This window comes from Chitinophaga sp. 9-1-y, from assembly GCF_059511905.2.
The window spans coordinates 2,629,562-2,647,478 of sequence record NZ_CM197955.1 but is presented as its reverse complement, the minus strand read 5'-3'; the positions used below and the strand labels follow the sequence as shown (position 1 = coordinate 2,647,478).

Annotated in this window: 16 protein-coding genes; 5 read left to right on the top strand and 11 right to left on the bottom strand. The window is 45.5% G+C overall.

From position 1 onward, the window contains the following. Positions 1–169: 169 nt before the first annotated feature. Complete coding sequence (locus AC5ZC7_RS10495; protein ID WP_496159351.1) at positions 170–2,740, bottom strand: bacterial transcriptional activator domain-containing protein; 2,571 nt, start codon at positions 2,738–2,740, stop codon at positions 170–172. Positions 2,741–2,860: 120 nt separating this feature from the next. Then, a complete protein-coding gene (locus AC5ZC7_RS10490) occupies positions 2,861–3,148 on the bottom strand; it encodes a hypothetical protein (protein WP_496159352.1) in 288 nt (95 codons plus the stop codon). A gap of 329 nt (positions 3,149–3,477) precedes the next feature. On the opposite strand from AC5ZC7_RS10490, the gene AC5ZC7_RS10485 reads away from it, so the two are divergent. Then, positions 3,478–4,374 (top strand): GH25 family lysozyme, encoded by an 897-nt coding sequence (locus AC5ZC7_RS10485; protein ID WP_496159353.1) that lies wholly within the window; start codon positions 3,478–3,480, stop codon positions 4,372–4,374. 14 nt (positions 4,375–4,388) lie between these two features. Here AC5ZC7_RS10485 and AC5ZC7_RS10480 read toward each other — a convergent pair whose 3' ends face one another. The 5 genes from AC5ZC7_RS10480 to AC5ZC7_RS10460 all read right to left on the bottom strand — a co-directional run bounded on the left by AC5ZC7_RS10480 (position 4,389) and on the right by AC5ZC7_RS10460 (position 9,079). Beyond that, positions 4,389–5,021, bottom strand: a complete 633-nt coding sequence (locus tag AC5ZC7_RS10480) for a methyltransferase domain-containing protein (protein ID WP_496159354.1) — start codon at positions 5,019–5,021, stop codon at positions 4,389–4,391. Positions 5,022–5,111: 90 nt separating this feature from the next. Continuing rightward, on the bottom strand, positions 5,112–6,170 hold the full coding sequence (locus tag AC5ZC7_RS10475) for a zinc-ribbon domain-containing protein (protein WP_496159355.1): 1,059 nt from the start codon (positions 6,168–6,170) through the stop codon (positions 5,112–5,114). 8 nt (positions 6,171–6,178) lie between these two features. Continuing rightward, positions 6,179–7,006 carry an RDD family protein gene (locus AC5ZC7_RS10470; RefSeq protein ID WP_496159356.1) on the bottom strand — a complete coding sequence of 276 codons (828 nt, stop codon included), beginning with the start codon at positions 7,004–7,006 and terminating at the stop codon, positions 6,179–6,181. 249 nt (positions 7,007–7,255) lie between these two features. Beyond that, complete coding sequence (locus AC5ZC7_RS10465; RefSeq protein WP_496159357.1) at positions 7,256–7,855, bottom strand: RDD family protein; 600 nt, start codon at positions 7,853–7,855, stop codon at positions 7,256–7,258. 189 nt (positions 7,856–8,044) lie between these two features. Then, positions 8,045–9,079, bottom strand: a complete 1,035-nt coding sequence (locus AC5ZC7_RS10460) for an endo alpha-1,4 polygalactosaminidase (protein ID WP_496159358.1) — start codon at positions 9,077–9,079, stop codon at positions 8,045–8,047. 331 nt (positions 9,080–9,410) lie between these two features. Between AC5ZC7_RS10460 and AC5ZC7_RS10455 the strand changes: the two genes are divergently transcribed. Together AC5ZC7_RS10455 and AC5ZC7_RS10450 are read left to right on the top strand one after the other, a co-directional pair. Beyond that, the gene (locus AC5ZC7_RS10455; RefSeq protein ID WP_496159359.1) at positions 9,411–11,210 is read left to right on the top strand and encodes an AMP-binding protein; all 1,800 of its coding nucleotides are present in this window, start codon (positions 9,411–9,413) and stop codon (positions 11,208–11,210) included. 26 nt (positions 11,211–11,236) lie between these two features. After that, positions 11,237–11,734 carry a hypothetical protein gene (locus tag AC5ZC7_RS10450; protein ID WP_496159360.1) on the top strand — a complete coding sequence of 166 codons (498 nt, stop codon included), beginning with the start codon at positions 11,237–11,239 and terminating at the stop codon, positions 11,732–11,734. 75 nt (positions 11,735–11,809) lie between these two features. On the opposite strand, the gene mqo is transcribed toward AC5ZC7_RS10450, so the two are convergent. The 3 genes from mqo to AC5ZC7_RS10435 all read right to left on the bottom strand — a co-directional run bounded on the left by mqo (position 11,810) and on the right by AC5ZC7_RS10435 (position 15,147). Beyond that, a complete protein-coding gene (gene mqo, locus AC5ZC7_RS10445; RefSeq protein WP_496159361.1) occupies positions 11,810–13,321 on the bottom strand; it encodes a malate dehydrogenase (quinone) in 1,512 nt (503 codons plus the stop codon). An 89-nt stretch (positions 13,322–13,410) separates the two neighbouring features. Beyond that, positions 13,411–14,121, bottom strand: coding sequence for a response regulator (locus tag AC5ZC7_RS10440; protein ID WP_496159362.1), 711 nt, complete (start codon positions 14,119–14,121; stop codon positions 13,411–13,413). Continuing rightward, positions 14,122–15,147 carry a histidine kinase gene (locus tag AC5ZC7_RS10435; protein ID WP_496159363.1) on the bottom strand — a complete coding sequence of 342 codons (1,026 nt, stop codon included), beginning with the start codon at positions 15,145–15,147 and terminating at the stop codon, positions 14,122–14,124. Positions 15,148–15,433: 286 nt separating this feature from the next. Here AC5ZC7_RS10435 and AC5ZC7_RS10430 point away from each other — a divergent pair, with 286 nt between their 5' ends. Then, positions 15,434–16,363: an ATP-binding cassette domain-containing protein gene (locus AC5ZC7_RS10430; RefSeq protein WP_496159364.1), complete on the top strand. Its 930-nt coding sequence runs from the start codon at positions 15,434–15,436 to the stop codon at positions 16,361–16,363. 10 nt (positions 16,364–16,373) lie between these two features. Further along, positions 16,374–17,126, top strand: coding sequence for an ABC transporter permease (locus AC5ZC7_RS10425; RefSeq protein WP_496159365.1), 753 nt, complete (start codon positions 16,374–16,376; stop codon positions 17,124–17,126). Between the two features lie 2 nt (positions 17,127–17,128). Here the strand turns inward: AC5ZC7_RS10425 and AC5ZC7_RS10420 are convergent, their stop codons facing one another. Then, on the bottom strand, positions 17,129–17,869 hold the full coding sequence (locus AC5ZC7_RS10420; protein WP_496159366.1) for an SDR family oxidoreductase: 741 nt from the start codon (positions 17,867–17,869) through the stop codon (positions 17,129–17,131). Positions 17,870–17,917: the final 48 nt, after the last annotated feature.

Sequence of the window (17,917 nt, the reverse complement as noted above, 5' to 3'; positions counted from 1 at the left end):
TACGGGCAGCCTTAATAGCAGCACTAATAATGCACTAATTGGGGAAAGAAAGAATTACGAATTACGAATTACGAATTACGGATTTGTGGGGAGATAACAGCGAATATGCTTCGCGTTTACTATCTCCCCACAAATCCGTAATTCGTAATTCGTAATTCGTAATTCTTTCTTACCCTCCGGAGTACGCGGTAAACCGATCGGTAAATTCCTCTCCGTACATGTGTTGATATTCTTTGGCGAATTTATTGAAGGCCGTTTTGGCGAGTGAGTGCCGGCCCAGCGATACCAGGCTGCTGCATTTTAATCGCAATGCTTCTTCATTTACCGGATCAAACAGGAAAATGCTATCGGCAATTTCGATCAGCAGCTCCGGATCGGAGGTAAACTGTGCGGCGGTTTCCATTAAAATATCGAGCGCTTGATTGGATATCTCAGATTGCAGATCTTCCAGCCAGGTGTAGTTGGCATCAGGGAGGAAAGAGCCGCGGCGCAAAATGCTTAACAGCTCCCGTACGGGTTGTTTCGACAAAGGACGGGGCGATTGCAACAGGTGTTGAAAATCGGCCAGGTCCATGCGGATATCGGTAGTAGCATATTGCAAACTCCAGCGGTCAGCTTCTTTCACAAAGGCGCAGGTACCCAGTTTATCCAGGATGGCTTTTAGCTTCACCATATTCACGGAGCGGTTGTTCTGCGCTTCTTTACTGGATTTATCGCGCCATAAAGTGGCATATAGTTTATCGGACGAAATGCCTTTCCCCGAACGGATTGTATGAATGGCGATCAACAGGAATAATTCCTTCAGTAGCGGCGTAAAAAATTTGGTGACGTCCTGCCCTTCTTTGTCCTGTACTTCAAAAGGACCGAAGAAAAAGATATGGCCTCGTCTATCTGCTGCTGGTTCACCAGCAGGTTCGGTTACTTCCACCCGTGCCGGGACAACCGCTGCAGCGGGCGGTGGTGGCGCTACTTCACTTCTTTCAACTGGCGTTGACACAGCGGTATCTTTCACCGGAGTTGCCGGGAGGACCGACTTGCGGCGTTTGAACAACATCATCACCACAAATATCCCCAATGGCACCAGCAACAGGTAATACCAGCCGGCAAAGCCGTGCAGACCGGCAGTTTCTGTGAGCATAACGCCTGGCGGAAATTCCAGGGTATATACTTTTACGGTGGTGATATTGTCTTTGGACGTATACAGGGTAACTGCTACCAGTTTTTTGCCGTCTTTACAATAGTAGAGATCCGCAAAAGATTTGATGTCATGAAAGGAGTATGGAATGGCATCCCCCAGTGGTGCATAAGTTGGTGTTTGCAAAGAGCCTTCAATCAGTTGCAGGGAAGTATTGAATTTATCATCCGGAAAAATGAGTGCGTAATAAGACCGGGTGAGCGGATCTATTACCAGGCTGTTGGCAAAACAAAACTGTGAAGGTGGTTCCGGCAGTTGATAAATTTTATGAAACGCGTGATCGTTTACGGAAAAGGCCATCAGGTCGTAATAGTGGCGGGGATTTACCACCTGGTTGCCGCTGTTGCTGCCATAACCTCCAAGGATAAACGCAGTATCTCCATTGGGTGTACTCCCGGTGGCAGCGAGGTAACGGGGACTGAGTCGTTCACCGGTAGTAGGTACGGAGTCCCATTGGCCGGTGCCAAAATGATACCGTTGAACGGTATTTTTATACTGCAGCTGTCCATACCCGCCGATGATATAAAGCGCATCATCTGCCGCTGAAATAAATTTATTCGCCTGCCAGTAAATCGTGAGCAGATCAGGCGCATAGCTTACCTCCCATTTACGGTTGAGCGAGTCATAGGCGCCGATTTTTTTATGATCGATATAAAAATTATACAGTTTCTTATTATACGGATTGAATACCGACTGGCTACCCGGCATCAGGCTATCCAGGCGTTGTGACAGCCGGATACCTTGCTGTTGGTCATTTTTAAAGGAGATGCTATACAGGGAGTCGGCAGACACAATATATAATACCTCTGTATTTCTGTCAAACGCCACACTTGGGTTTCCGGCAATTTCCCAGTGTTGCACCAGGTTCCAGTTACGATGTTTAGGTCCTATCCAGTTGGCGTTATTGATGGTGGCTGTTTTACTGTCTATTACATCTGTGGCGGTATTGCCGGTATTTTCTGAGAGCGGCCAGTTGTACTTGATACTCCCTCCTTCTTTCACCACAATATTTCGTAGGTTCATGGGCGGTATATCTACCGTTTGAAACCCTTCAAATGTATTGGTACCGAAAAAGACGCGCATACATAGCGGCGTCCCCAGTTTGGCAGGTCCCTTGGCGATAAATTTGTCATTTACCGCAACGGCAGCTTCATTATTGGTCAGATCAAACCGGATGGAAAAATGTGTCCACCCGCCAAACAATGCCAGCGAGTCTACTGCAAATGCCCGGGAGAAACTTTCTCCAATCAAAAAATTAAAGGTGCGCTCTTTCTGATTATATACCAGGTCGATGTTTTGGTTATTAGCTGCAATGATGCGCAGCACATATCCAAAATAAGTTTCTTTGTAAGGCAGGAAATTCAGGTCGAAAGAAATTTCTGCATCTTTCTTAAAACAAAGGGGATCGGCGGAAGTGAGGTGTAAACTGGTTCGTCTTTCCTGTACTACTTCATGGCTAGAAAAGCGTAATCCGTAGGATTGAGCATAACCAGCATTTGTAATCAGATGAACAGATAAAAATAGTAAAAGGATAAATTTCCACATACTCCGCTAAAAAACTAAAATAACTAACGATTCAATAATGATAGATCTCCTGTCGTGTGGAATATACAAATAAAATAGTTATTCGTAGTGAGCGTTTAGCCGCTGGCTGGCAGCTAAACCTTATTTCAGCAATTGTTTGACTAATACTTCCCATTCCTGTTCCAGGCTATAGGCGGGCCGTTGGGTACCTGCGCGGCGATACCAGTAGCCGGCATTTGATTCATCGCCCTCTACCCGGTGCAGATAAGCGTGTACGCGTGCGGCATCTGAGCCTGGTAACTCATCTACCAGGTCATGCGCTTTTTTCCAGTTGCCCTTACCATCATACCACAGCGATTCCAGGAATACCGATAATGATTTCGGTGGATGCTCCTGCTGCAAGGATTGCTTAAATTCATTAAAATCCATCTCTGATTTTTTTTCCGGTCGATATATAAAACGTGGGAGTCAAATATACACAAGCGAGCAGCAAATGTTATCGAATGATGCTAAATTAGCGCATATTTAAAGATCTTCTGCCAAATACATTTATCACATATCACTTCCAGCCCTTTTTTAATTTCTTTTTCTCCTAATTTTATACTATTTTTTCATTGCTATCTGTACAGCAGCTAGCCCCCAAAATAAGATCGCTTCGTTTGCATGTAAGTATGACAGGATCAGCTAATAGTACCAGTTCTTTTATCACCCCATATTCTATTTGTTAACACTCAAAACAGCAGCTGCTGCTAAAAATTATGGAACTCATTGTAACTGTTAAAAAACTTAACCGGCGAAATCGTGTACCAGTCAAGCTTTCCGACAAAGACAGTATCGTAGGCACCGTATTACAGGGATTTAAATTTGAAGGCACAGAAGTACCCAACATCACAGACCCTTCATTGGGGCATTGGTATCAAAGTACGGACGGCTACTTTTACTGGGGAGGCGGATTGATGCCGCTGCCAGCACCCGCTACTATTCCAATAGCGAACCTGCCTGTTCACTTACCAGACAGTTACCTGCTGGGTACGGATTTGTCGCACTACAATTCTCATCCCGACTGGAACGCTATCACGCAGGCGGGTATCAGTTTCGCGTACATTAAAATTGCAGAAGGTGTAGGCTCCCCCGACAGGATGGCCGCTATTCATGCCGCCAATGCAGCCAGGCTGGGCCTCAAAGTTGGCTATTATCATTTTTGCCGGCCAGATACCCGCAACGGCGGTACGGTACAGGCAGATGCTACCGCAGAAGCCAATGCTGCGATCAGTCTTCTCCAAACGCTGCCTCCCACTACCCTGCCATTGGTGCTGGACCTGGAAGATGAAATTACCTGGGATACACCGCTGCACGCAAAGGATTACGAAGCCTGGATAGAAGTCTTTATCCACCAGGTGACACAAAGTACCGGTATCACCCCTATGATCTACAGCCGGAAAGAATACCTCGACCGGAAGCTGGCCATCGATCATGCATTAGGACAATACCGGTTATGGCTCGCTGCTTATTCCATCAGGGATACCAACCATTTGAGATGCCCCGTAGGTTGGCAGGACTGGAGTATGTGGCAATTCACCGGAACAGCTCATATCGGCAGCAACCGCACCCTGGATGTAAATATCCTGAAAGACCTGACGGTATTAACGCCCTGATCAAAATAGATTGCTTATTTCCTGGCAATGATGATCAGGTCAGTATATTCTGTACCATCAACGGCTACCCACACTTTACGTGTGAGTAATACGATGTGGAAATGATGTGCCTGCAAGGCGGCAGTAAGATAACCGGCTTCATGGTAGTACATATAGGTGCTATCGCCGGTAGTAACGGAATGCTTAATCCCCGATTTGCTGTAATCATCTTCCATGGTACTGATATATAATACACCATTGGAATTTAGTACATGGGCGGCATCGGCAATAAAAGTGAGGGCTTCTTCTTTGGAAAAATAGGGAAAACCGAAACCACACATAATAGCGTCGTAGGTATTATCGAGTTGACGGATATCCCGGGCATCCATTACCTGGAAAGTAGCTGTGGGATTACTGATTTGTGCAAGATGGATCATATTGGGCGCCAGATCAGTACTCAGTATTTGCAGTTCCGGCCGTTTGGCCAACAGGTACTTCGTGACATTACCTGGTCCGCATGCCACTTCCAGCACGGCTGCATTTCCTTCGCGGATGCTGTTGCAGAACAGCTCAAAGGTATCTTCATAGCGGGCTATATCCTTGTATTGTTCCTGGTATATAGCTGCATGTTTGTTAAAGATCTCAACGGGTTGCAATGGCTTTTTCATATCCGGAAGATAACTAATAAACAGCAAAAAACCATTGAAGCAATTGATGGCGGCGAATATAATATCCGCCGCCATCAATTGCGTTTTACTTTATTCTCCCAGGTAGAACTCGATGTTTTTGGTTAAAGAAGATTCTACTATTTCCTTCCCGTTTTCTGTATTAATGATCTGCGCTTTCAGCGTGATAGGCACGTCACCTGTTTCGTATAAAAGGAATGCAGCTTTGTATTTTCCATCGTCACTTACTATAGCCAGATCCTGTGTTTGCTTAAATACCTGTTTATCGGAAGTAGTAACCGTAAGCCGGATTTTCCTGGCAACATATGCTGCCTGATCCCCCGTGATATCTACCACTACCATGGTTTGGTTAGAAACGCCTTCGGCATCCCCTCCACCAATAATGACATTGCGGAGATCCAGGTTATTGTTGTCTATAATATTATCTGATAATTTACCAATGACCCGCTTATCTCCCATGGTGTTGTTGGCATTATAATATAAATACCCCTTAATGTCGGCGATGGCGTATGGGCCGCGCGAAGAAGATGATGCGGTGACATTCCCGGGCTTCGCTTTTTTACCTTTCTTAGGAGCAGGTGGCGCCACTAATTCCTCCGTTTGGGCCGCATCCACTACCCCCGCGGCTTTGTGGGTAGTGGTATATTCGAAGCAACCAATACCCACACGGATTACCAGGAACATAAACAGCCCCAATTTCCAATTGTTATTCTTCACTTTCACCATCAGGATTACCAGGAATAATATAGTGATCCCTTCCGTGATGTAGCCCGCATTCTCCTGCCATTTAGCCGCCGCCTCGCTTCCTTTGTAATAGGTAGGAATAACGTAGTGCTGCAGCAAATAACTGAAAAGTATTACTACGTGTATCCATATCAGTAAGCCAAACAGTCCGTCTCCATTTTTTGCGGGTATTTCTTCCGGGTAGTCCGGGTAAGATACGGGAGGAGCAGGAAACTCCTGCTCCATTTCAGGCGGAGCTTCCGTTTCCGGCAATAGCGGCGGTGTTTGTACCTCTCTTTCTGCAGCTGCTGCAACAGGTACAGATTCAGGGATTTGCAATTTGGTGCCGCAGCTTCTGCAAAAATGGGCGGTATCTTTATTCTGGATATGACAATTAGGACAAGTCATGGGCGTTATTAAAATTCACTGGTTTCAATTACCTGCGTACGGGCTGCCATATCTCCCACCTTTCTGCCATCGGGTGTTACCATCAACACAATAGGCTCTATCAACCAACCCACGTAAGGAATACTACCTATTAACAGGGAAACAATGTTTCGTATAGCAGATTCCCCTTTTGTGCAGGGCGTACGCTTATCTATATTCACTACCATTAAATTCATGGTCCGTTTACCCCAGCTTTGTCCTTCGCCCATTCCATCTTTAATCAGTGCATATATAAAAGGAGCCAGCAGCAGTATACCCGTTACAGCAAAAGCACCCATTGCACTTTGCAAATCATAGTCGTACATTTTGCGAACAGACAGGTATCCCATAAAAATAGCAGGAATAGCCAGCAACAACACCAGGAAGCTATCTAACAGATGAGCAACAAAGCGGTTACCCAAAGACGCCTTTGGATAAACAGTGCTGGTAAGATCATCCAGGTGCAGGTTATAGTTCTGCTGAGTACCACCGGTGGCTGCATGCGCATCTGAAGTAGTTGCTCCTCCGGAAGAAGCCCGTATATACTTTACTTTCACTGCGCCCCCATCTCTCGGACAAAATTTAATATCCTCCGAATAAGCTGTATGGCAGGTTTCACACTGGGGAATTAACTCCTTTGGACTTACCAGTTTCGTTCCATCATTGACGCAGTATTTAATATTCGCGGAGTAGGTGGTTCTGCATTCCGGGCACACTGGCTTTTCAATATATTCCAGCTCTAAATTGCAACCACAGGTTTCGCAGAATTTAGACCCTTCCTCAAACGGGGAGGTGCATTTTGGACAGTTTAAGCTCATAGGTAATATTTGGTATAGGGAATAATAACTTAGGGAATAGCACCTAATCTTATACAAAAGGAACTCATAGGTACGGTATAGATAATTATTTCAAAGCACAAAGTATAAAATTCAAACATACGTAATGAATTTTAACTTTCCAATGAACACACGTATTGTTATTATTATAGTTATCAAGCCAATACTGGCTTAGTAGATAAGTGGCAATTAATTACCCGCCCAATCCGGATATCAGGTAACGAATGGTTATTAAAATCTGTTGGCATCCACTACCTGTGTACGTGCAGCCCTGTCTCCTATTTTTCTACCATCCTGGGCAGTTATCAGTACAACAGGCTCTATCAGCCAACCTATGTAAGGAACAGCACCTATTAGCCCGGAAACAAGGTTGCGTATAGCAGATTCTCCTTTTGTACAGGGCGTGTGTTTCTCTATATTCACCACCTTTAACTTCATGATTCGTTTACCCCAGCTTTGTCCTTCGCCCAATCCGTCTTTGATCAATGCATAAATGAGTGGAACAAATACCAGGATAACCATTAATACGCCGGGGCCGATGTCATTTCCGAAACTATAGCTCGATCCGATATTAATGAGGATCGCCATAAAAATAGCAGGAACTGCCAGCAGGCCTATAAATAAACTATCCAACAGGTGGGCAACGAATCTGTCACCCAGGGACGCTTTTCCATAAACGGTATTCGAAATCTCATCAAGATGCAGATTGTAGTCTTGCTGCCTGGTGCTATTACTGTTCCCGTTTTCGGTACTGATACCAGCCCCACAGAATTTACAAAATTTAGCGCCTTCCTCAAAAGGGGCGGTACATTGCGGACAATTTAAGCTCATAGGTAATGCTACTATAGGAATTACGATATCGTATTAACGCCAAACATACGTAATGAATTTCAACTTTCCAATGACCCTATGTGCGCTCGCCGGTGTAATTATCAAGCAGGGTAACGGTTTCGTGCGTGATGGAATAAAAGAAGCCCTGTTGCTGTTCGGCAGCAACAGGGCTTCTTTTATAATAAGGTGTTACCTGTTTTCGAAGAACTCAAATGCATCAATCAGGTCCAGGTAGGCGCCGTCGAAATGACTGTCGAGAATTTTCTGCACATAGGAGGTGCTGTTGCCATAGATAATGTCCTGCCAGGTTTTGTTCCAGTATTGGGCATAAAAATTACCCGGCCAATCCGGATCTTTGGCAACGATGAATGGCGGATTGCCAATTTTCCAGCCAGTTTGCCAGTAGTAGCGATAGTTCTCTACTTCCCCAATTGACAGGTAGCTTACCACCAAACGTTTACCCCCATTGGCTTTTTGCTTCAGGCGGTCAATTTCTGCGGCGGTGAAGGGGGTTTTGTCATAATAAAGATCCATGATAATCAGATCATAATTCGTAGCGCCTACGGCAGCGAGAAATTTACTCTTGTCGGCATACGCTCCCGGATCAATGATGTACAGGAAATTCTTAACCTGCATGATATTGGTAATATCGGTATTGTTTACACCATAGGGGGTGGCCGGGTAGGCTGGAATATTATCCAGTCCGCGGTGGTCGGCCGCAAAAGAAACATAGCCGTTCCCGTTATTGGTGGTGTATGACTTGTCCATGTTTACTTTACCACTACAGTAGTCGGTCACCAATACTTTTTTGGTAGCTTTGATCCGGTTCAGAAATGCGATCATCAGGTTTTTATCTGCCGCAGGAGTAGGTACATTGTCGTCCGTATAACCAAACAACAGGTCTTCCCTACCCACTGCGTCTATGGCCTGTACGTAGGCGGTAGACAATGGTCCGTTGCTTTCACCATCGGTGGTCACCAGGTCATGCCCGTTTTGCGGGATAATAGCAAATTGGGGATTTTTTGATTTGGCGTATTGACTGATACCGATCACGAAATTTCTCATTTCCTGGCGGTAGTCTACTACAGCTGCTACCGCTTTGTTTTTTTCCAGGAGTGCCGCATCCGGCTGGCCGGCTGGCCGTAGGTTTTGTTTTGAGGTACATCCCGTTATACTGCCCGCCAGTACGGTAGCCAATAACAGTTGTCTGTTAAGTGTTTTCATAAAATATATGTTAGGGTGAATAAAGCCGTCCGGCTGCTATTCTTCCGGCAAAGGTCCGTCTGTCAGGTTTTTCGTCATGGTTCCGTTTCTCCGGAAAAATAGGTTTACATCGTTTCCTTGCAATAAAAGTAGGCGATAATTTCAAACAAAAACGGTAAAACATCGCTCAATCGTTTGATTGAAATGTGCATGTATGACACAATAAATTGCCTGTTCACCCCGCCGGCAGACAAAATAACCCCTTCCATCGTACTGCTGCTATACTACTATATCATATATTTAGTATATTTAGAAGGAGTGGAAAAGAATGAACCATCATTAAAATGCCGTTATGAACAATCTTCCGAAGAAGCAAAGACTTTTTGATGCAATTGCCTGGCAATTATCACAATTCCCTAAGCCGGATACACTGGCAGCCAAAGTAGATGGACAATGGAAAACCTACGATACGGCAAGTGTGAGTGACATTGTAAACCGTTTCAGCGCCGGCCTGCTGCAACTGGGGGTGGGAGGAAACGACTTCACACCGGAAGGCGCCGACAAAATCGCTATTATCAGTAACAACCGCCCTGAATGGGTATTTACTGATCTCGCAGTACAACAAACCGGTGCGGTACTTGTCCCCATCTACCCCACTACCAATCCTGCCGAATTACAATTCATCCTGCAGGATGCAGCCGTTAAATACATGTTTGTGAGCAGCAAAGAACTGCTGGATAAAGTCAATAGTATTAAAGACGGCGTACCTTCTTTACAACATGTGTACACCTTCGATCATATCCCCGACACGGCACATTGGTCTGATATTCCAGCCCTGGCTACCCCTGAATTACTGGCCCGCGTGGAAACCGTGAAAGATAGTATAGAACCCGACCACCTGGCGACCATCATCTATACCTCCGGTACCACAGGTACTCCCAAAGGGGTGATGCTCACGCATAAAAATATTGTGACCAACGTGATGTTGTCGAAAGAAAGTTTTCCTTTTGATGATGCACCGCAGCCCTGCAAAGTGTTAAGCTTTTTACCGCTGAATCACATCTTCGAAAAACTTGTTACCTATATTTATCTCTACAGTGGTATCAGTATATACTATGCAGAAAGCATAGATACCCTGAGCGCCAACCTGAAGGAAATAAGCCCTGATGGCTTTACCACCGTACCCCGACTGCTGGAAAAAGTATTTGAAAAAATCATGACTACCGGCAACAACCTGACCGGCATCAAACGCCGCCTGTTTTTCTGGGCCGTGGCACTGGCATCAAAATATGATAACAACATCGATGGAGGCGCCTGGTATAACCTGCAATTGTCCATCGCCAATAAATTAATATTCAGTAAATGGCGGGAAGCCCTGGGCGGCCGGATCAGCTTTATCGTCACCGGTGGCGCCGCCTGCCAGGAAAAATTACTCCGCATCTTTAATGCGGCACGTATCCCCGTATACGAAGGATATGGTCCAACAGAAAACAGCCCGGTAATTTGCGTAAACAGGAGAACACCCGGCGGCACAAAATTTGGCACCGTAGGCCCTCCCATCAATGGGCTGGAAGTAAAGCTGGAACCTGATGGTGAAATTTGTGTAAAAGGAGCTACCGTGATGAAAGGCTACTACAAACGCCCCGACCTCACCGCGGAAACCGTGATAGATGGCTGGTTACATACGGGTGACGTAGGCGAATGGATAGATAATAAGTTTATCAAAATAACAGACCGCAAAAAAGAACTGTTTAAAACCAGTGGCGGTAAATACGTAGCGCCACAGCCCATCGAAAATAAATTCAAAGAAAGTCCTTTTATTGAACAGATCATGGTAGTAGGCGCAGGACAAAAGTTCACCGGCGCGTTGATTGTACCCGCCTTCACCTACCTGAAATACTGGATGAACCAACAAAACATCCCATTCACCACCGCGGAGGAAGCGGTCAAAAACCCTAAAGTACTGGATGCTTACCAGGAAGTACTGAATAAGTATAACCAATTCTTTAACCACGTAGAGCAAATCAAAAAATTTGAATTGCTTTCCGAAGAATGGAGTATTGCAGGTGGTGAAATGACGCCTAAGCTAAGCCTGAAGCGCAAAACGGTGATGGAGAAATATAAAGCTGCGATTGATAGGATTTATAGTTAATACAGCATTTATTTTAGCATTTACATATGGACGAATATTTAAGTGGCTTTGATCGTGGTCGCCTTGATATACCTTACATCCGGCGCCGGGACTTACTGTCTCCGGCGCTAAAAGTTTATATATGGTGCAGTATGCTATTAAGCGGGCTTATTATCATCAAATTGATGGTTGCGCTACCTGCCGTAAAGGCTACTTCCCGGGACTGGTTTGCCGACATGTTCCCCATTGGCGTGATATTATTTAATGCGGGGTTGTTTTTTTCGATGAATTTTCTGTTATGGATGCAGGTAGCATGGGCTATAAAATTTAGCTGGATAGTTGCTGGTGCCTGGCTGGGGATAGGTTTGGTGATAGCTGTTCTACTCAGGAGCATATCAGTGTTTTATCTTCTTCTGCCATTCTTCCTGATTCTTCTCCCTTATTTCATATTAATTTTCCGGATTCGAAAAAAATGGACACATTTATATACTTATGACGGCAAAGCCTTAGATAGGTATATAAAGAAACATCACCTGCCATACTAACGAGTACAACAACATGAAATATTTATTGCTGGTAGCCGCATTAGAAAATAGCCTGGAACACGGGTTAAAATAAGGCTATTGATTTGCAATCGCGGGTTGCTTCCAATCCAGCTGCAACGTTTTGCTGGTCCAGGTCCTGATACGATAGCTTAGTTCCGGGTTTCCTTCCAGCGGTGTACCATAGGAAGGAATCATGGTTTGTAGTTTCTCTTTCCACTCCCCTTTTACTTTATCGGGGAAACAACTTTTCAGCAGGTCCAGCATAATAGATACAGCGGTAGATGCCCCCGGAGAAGCCCCCAGCAGCGCAGAAATGCTACCATCTTCACCAGCTACTACTTCGGTACCAAAACGCAGCGTACCTCCATTATCAGGATCGTTGTAGATCACCTGCACCCGCTGGCCAGCCTCCTGTAATTCCCAATCGTTGCCATCTGCATTTGGATAAAATATCTGCAAAGCGGCGATCCTGTCTTCAAAGGATAAACTTAATTGCTCTACCAGGTATTTTTCTAATCCAAAATTTTCGAGTCCTACCCGCATGAGTGGAAGAATATTCCAGTATTTAATAGATTCAAATAGATCAAGGAAGGAGCCTTCTTTCAAAAACTTCGTGGAGAAAGTAGCGAATGGTCCGAATAAAATGGCCTTTTCACCATCAATAATCCGTGTATCCAGGTGAGGCACACTCATAGGTGGCGCACCCACAGAGGCTTGTCCGTATACCTTGGCATGATGCCTGTTCACGATGGCTTCCTTCTTACATACCAGCCATTCTCCACCTACCGGGAACCCGCCGTAGAGGCGTCCTTCCGGGATGCCCGACTTCTGTAATAACTGTAAAGATCCGCCGCCGGCGCCAATGAATACAAAATCTGCGGTTACGTGAGACGTTTCCCGGGTAAGCAGGTTCTTTACTTTCACCTCCCATTTACCGTCTTCCTGCTGTTCCAGTGTTTCTACTTCATATTCGAGGTGTAATTTAAAATTATGCTGTTGTTGCAACTGTTCCATCAGTGCGCGGGTAAGGGCGCCGTAGTTTACATCTGTACCCAGTTCCATATGGGTGGCAGCTGTTTTTTCTGTACGTTCCCGCCCTTCCATTACCAGGGGAATCCAGTCTTGTATTACCTCCGGATCTTCTGAATATTCCATGCCCCGGTATAGCTGATACTGTTGCAAGGCATCAAATCTTTTGCGCAAATAAGCTACGTCATTGTCGCCATGTACAAAGCTCATATGCGGCGTACTCCGGATAAAGCTGGCGGGATTTTCCAGTTGCCCCTGCTCAATGAGATAAGACCAAAACTGTTTGGATACCTCAAACTGTTCAATAATATGAATAGCCTTACTGGTATCAATACTGCCATCTTCTCTTTCAGGCGTATAGTTGAGTTCACATAGCGCAGAATGGCCCGTACCGGCGTTGTTCCAGGCATCAGAGCTTTCCCCGGCTACCCTGTCCAGGCGTTCATAAACAGCGATGGAACTGTTGGGCGACAAATGTTTGAGCATCGTTGCCAATGTAGCGCTCATGATGCCCGCTCCTATCAGTAAAACATCCGTATGTTGCGTTTGCTTATGCATAAAGACTCCGGTTTGAAGGTGATCCGTTTATAAATTACGGATTGTTTAGGGATCGGGGAAATTTTTTGCTTTTTTTAAGATGGGTACCGCTACAATCCCAACATTTGCAACAAATCATTCCGGTAGCTTTTACCGATTGGAATTTCCAGCTTGTCCAGAAACAGGAGCTGCCCCTGGATCAATGAAATCTTCGATTTATTAACGATAAAAGACCGGTGTACCCGGATAAAATGCTTGCCTGCCAGCATATGTTCTACGGCGGTGAACGACATCGGCAGTACGACAAGTCCATTCCTGGTAATTAACCGGGTATGGTTGCCACTGGCCTCTGCATATAGCAGTTCGTCATATTTCATCCGGAATATTTTGCCTTCTGTTTTGAAAGACAGGAAGCCATCGTCCGCCGTATTATCTTTCGATACAACAGGCCGGTTCGTATAATCTATGCGTTCCAGGGCCCTGTCTACCGAAATAATAAATCGCTCCAGGGAAAAAGGTTTTACCAGGTAATCACAGGCGGATAAATCAAATGCGGTAGCAGCATGCTCTTTGTAGGCGGTAGTAAAAATGATCTGTGGCGGATTTTTCAGGGTTTTTAAAAATGCGATGCCATCCAACACCGGCATATTGATATCTAAAAAAAGCAGTTGAATATCTTTCTGCATCAGTTCTGCCCTGGCATCAAAACTATTTCCGCACAGGCCTGCTATCTCCAGCGATGGAACGGTATTACAATAGTTTACAAGAATCGTTCTTGCAATAGGCTCATCGTCTACAATAAGGCAGCTGATCTTATTCATTTATTTTGCTTTAAGCCGGAGCTCCACGTAATAGTAATTATTTTCCTGCCGGCGGGTCAGCGAATATGCGCCCGGATACAACAAATCCAGTCTTTTTACGGCATTATCTATTCCTACGCCCGAGTTGTTGGTGGCTGCAGTCAACGTTTTACAGCTGTTGCCTATCTTACAAATAATATCTTCTTCTACTACACACAGGTCGATGTCTATCCGGATCCTGGGTTCCAGGGTATTCCGGGAATGTTTAAAGGCATTCTCTACAAACATGATCAGCAGTAGTTGTGCAATCTTTACCCGGCCATGGCCACTATCCATTTGTACGTGGAGCTCCAGCCGGTCGTTGATCCGTATTTTCTCCAGCGCTATATAATTACGAATATAAGCCAGCTCGTCTTCCAATAGCACCCACTGCTGCCCGGTGTCATACACCGAATAGCGCAACAGATCAGATAGCTGTAACAATAAATCGGGTATTTTCTCCTGGTGGGTGAGGGAAAGCCCGTATAAATTATTCAGGGTATTAAAAAGAAAATGAGGGCTAATCTGTGAACGCAATAGTGCCAACTCGCTTTCCTGCTGCTGCGCTCCTACCCGGCTGGCATGTATTTGCGCTCTTCTGGCGGATCTGCTGATGGCGACAAAGCCACCTCCAAATAAGAATAAAAATACAAATCCGGGAATACCCACAAAAAATACCCGCGCATTGTCACTATCAATGGTAACGTTCAGCAGGTAAGCATATCCTATAATACCCAGCATGGCATAAAAAACGGTAAACACCGCAAACAACAGTGCCATAACGATCCAGTGATCTTTTAGTAACCATCTTTTACCAATCCATCTGCCGGTATACGCGCAGGCCAGCAACAAGCTGAAACTAAATACTGCCCTGGGCAGCAGCGAAACGGCGTAACGACTGGAAAACAAAATGATCACAAATACCAACAACAATCCGCCTACAAAAAAAATATGCAGTCCGGATTCTTTCTCAAATACCTTAGGGAAACGGGTGGCTATTGTCTTCACTAAACTAATATCCCAAAATTTAGCTAAAGTAACAACCCATCAGGACAAACGTATTGCAAACGGTGTTGAATCTATCCTTCAAGCGGACGAATCAACACCAGGTGTGCCGGCACTTTCGCCGCAACCCGCCTCCCGCCTGTATTTCGTGCATCCAGCGGGTTACCGGGGATGCTTCCACCCCTCCTTTACCGCGATTCATCCTACACCACGCGCTATCTGACCTGCCTGTTTTCCGGTGGCTGCTGTGAAACATAGATTTGTAGCATCACCTGAAGTTATTACTGTTATGGAACAAACACCCAACCGGATCATCAACACATCCAATCTTGGTTTTGGCTTTCACAAAAAAGAGCCAACACTAAAAGGCTTACATATAGCTGTAGAAAAAGGAGCGATCTACGGCTTCCTGGGGCCAAATGGTGCAGGAAAGACCACCACCATCCGTCTGTTACTGGGCTTGTTGCCTCCCACCGCCGGCAGCATCACCCTCTTTGGGCATCCGCTTGCCCACAACCGCATAGCAACACTGGCCAGGATTGGCTCACTCATAGAACAACCGGCGCTCTATGAACATCTTTCCGGCTGGGATAACCTGGAAATTACGCGGATCATCCGGCGCATTGATAAAAAACGGATCACGGAAGTATTGGAACAAGTACGGCTGACCACCGCTGCTCACCGCAAAGTAAAAACTTATTCCATGGGCATGAAACAACGACTGGGTGTAGCACTGGCGTTATTATCAAACCCCGACCTACTCATCCTGGATGAACCGGTAAACGGGTTAGATCCGGCAGGCATCATTGAAACGCGGGAACTGTTACTGCGGCTCAACAAAGAATCAGGCATCACCATATTTCTCTCCAGCCATTTGCTCGCAGAAATAGAAAAGCTGGTGACACATATTGGTATCCTTCATAAAGGATCATTAATCTTTCAGGGTAGTATGGCGGAACTGAAACAAATTAACAGCAATGCCAACGTCATCCGGATAAAAACAAACAATAACGCCAAAGCGGATTTTCTCCTTCGTCAACAACAATACCCGGTAACTATGGCGGAACAGCAACTGCTCGAAGTGCCTTATGAAAATAATGAGCAGGTAGCCGCCATTGCGGCGCTATTGGTAGCGGCAGGTATCGGCATCTATCAATTATATGTATCCGTAATGGACCTGGAACACACCTTTATTCAGTTCATCGACAAGCACCATTAATATCATCACTATGCAATTTTATACAGAGGTATTGAAAATAAAAAACAATTTCATCTTATGGCTCATTGCCTGCTCGGCCTTTCTTGTTCCATTGCTGACCACCCTCGATTTCATAGACCACGCCAAAGACATCATAGCCACACACGGTGATCCATGGCCGGTTTTCTGGAGAGAAGTCATCAAGGGATTCACCATATTTATTGGTCCGCTTATTATTGTGATGGTAACCTGCATGTACATGCATATCGAACACCGGTACCATGCCTGGAAGTACCTGCTAACGCTACCGGTACATAAGCGCACCATTTACTTTCATAAGCTCCTGATGACACTGCTCTTACTGGTTCTCCTCTATCTCTTCTTCGGGATATGTTGCTTTATTGCTGCCGGCATACTGGGATTGGCCTATCCTCAAATGGGTTTCTTCCAATACACACCCGACTTTGCGGGTATCAGTTACACTATTTTCAGAACCCTGATTGCCTTCCTGGGCATACTGGCGATTCATTTCTGGCTGAGCTTCCGGATAAAAAACATGTTCATCAATATCGGTATTGGTTTATTCGGTATCTGCGTTGCCATTATGTTGTATCGTCATATGGAGAAAGCGGTTTACTTCCCTTATATCGACGGACTACTCACCGTGTTCTACAAATATCCGCAGCAGGGATTCCTGGCTAAAAATGAAATCTATAGCCTCGTGCTGTTCTGCGGTGTGTCGGTGTTGAGCTATGTTGATTTCACGAAACGATTCAGGGGGTAATGCTACAACCGCATTCCCCCATCCATCAGCAACTCCGATCCGGTAATAAAAGAAGCGGCATCTCCTGATAAATGTGCTACCATTTTGGCAATGTCTTCCGCTTTTCCCATGGTTCGTAGCGGCACCCGATCTATGATCCAGTTTTTGAGTTCTCCCAGCTGCTCCTCGTTATATCCTTGCTTATGGAGGATTTCCGTGGCAATGGGCCCGGGACTTACCGCATTTACCCTGATACGGCGCGGTGCCAGTTCTACCGCCGCAATTTTCATGATCGCGTTCAGCGCCGCCTTACTGGAAGAATATATGGAGCTGTTAGCCACATTCATACTGGCCGTATTAGACGACAGCAACACTACCGAGGCACCATCACTCAGCAAAGGAATAAATCTGCTCAGTGTAAAGTAAGCGCCTTTAAAGTTTACCCCTATAATATCGTCGAATAGCGCCTCTGTAGCGTGTTCGATAGAAGTATTCCCCAGGATGCCGGCATTGATAAACAACAGGTCTACCCGACCAAATTGCGTTTTTACGGTGGCCGCCAACTGTTCAATGGCGGACAAATTTCCCTGGTCGGCAACAAGACCGGTAACCCCCAGCTCTCTGGCGGCGGTGTTTACCGCTTCAGGACGACGTCCGGTGATAATCACTTCCGCTCCCTGTGCCTTTAACTCTTTTGCGGTGGCATAACCAATACCGCTGTTACCACCGGTCACCAGCGCTATTTTTCCTTTTAATGTGTTCATCTTAAGATCATTTTTTTCTTTGGCAAAGATATAAGCCTAATGGTATAA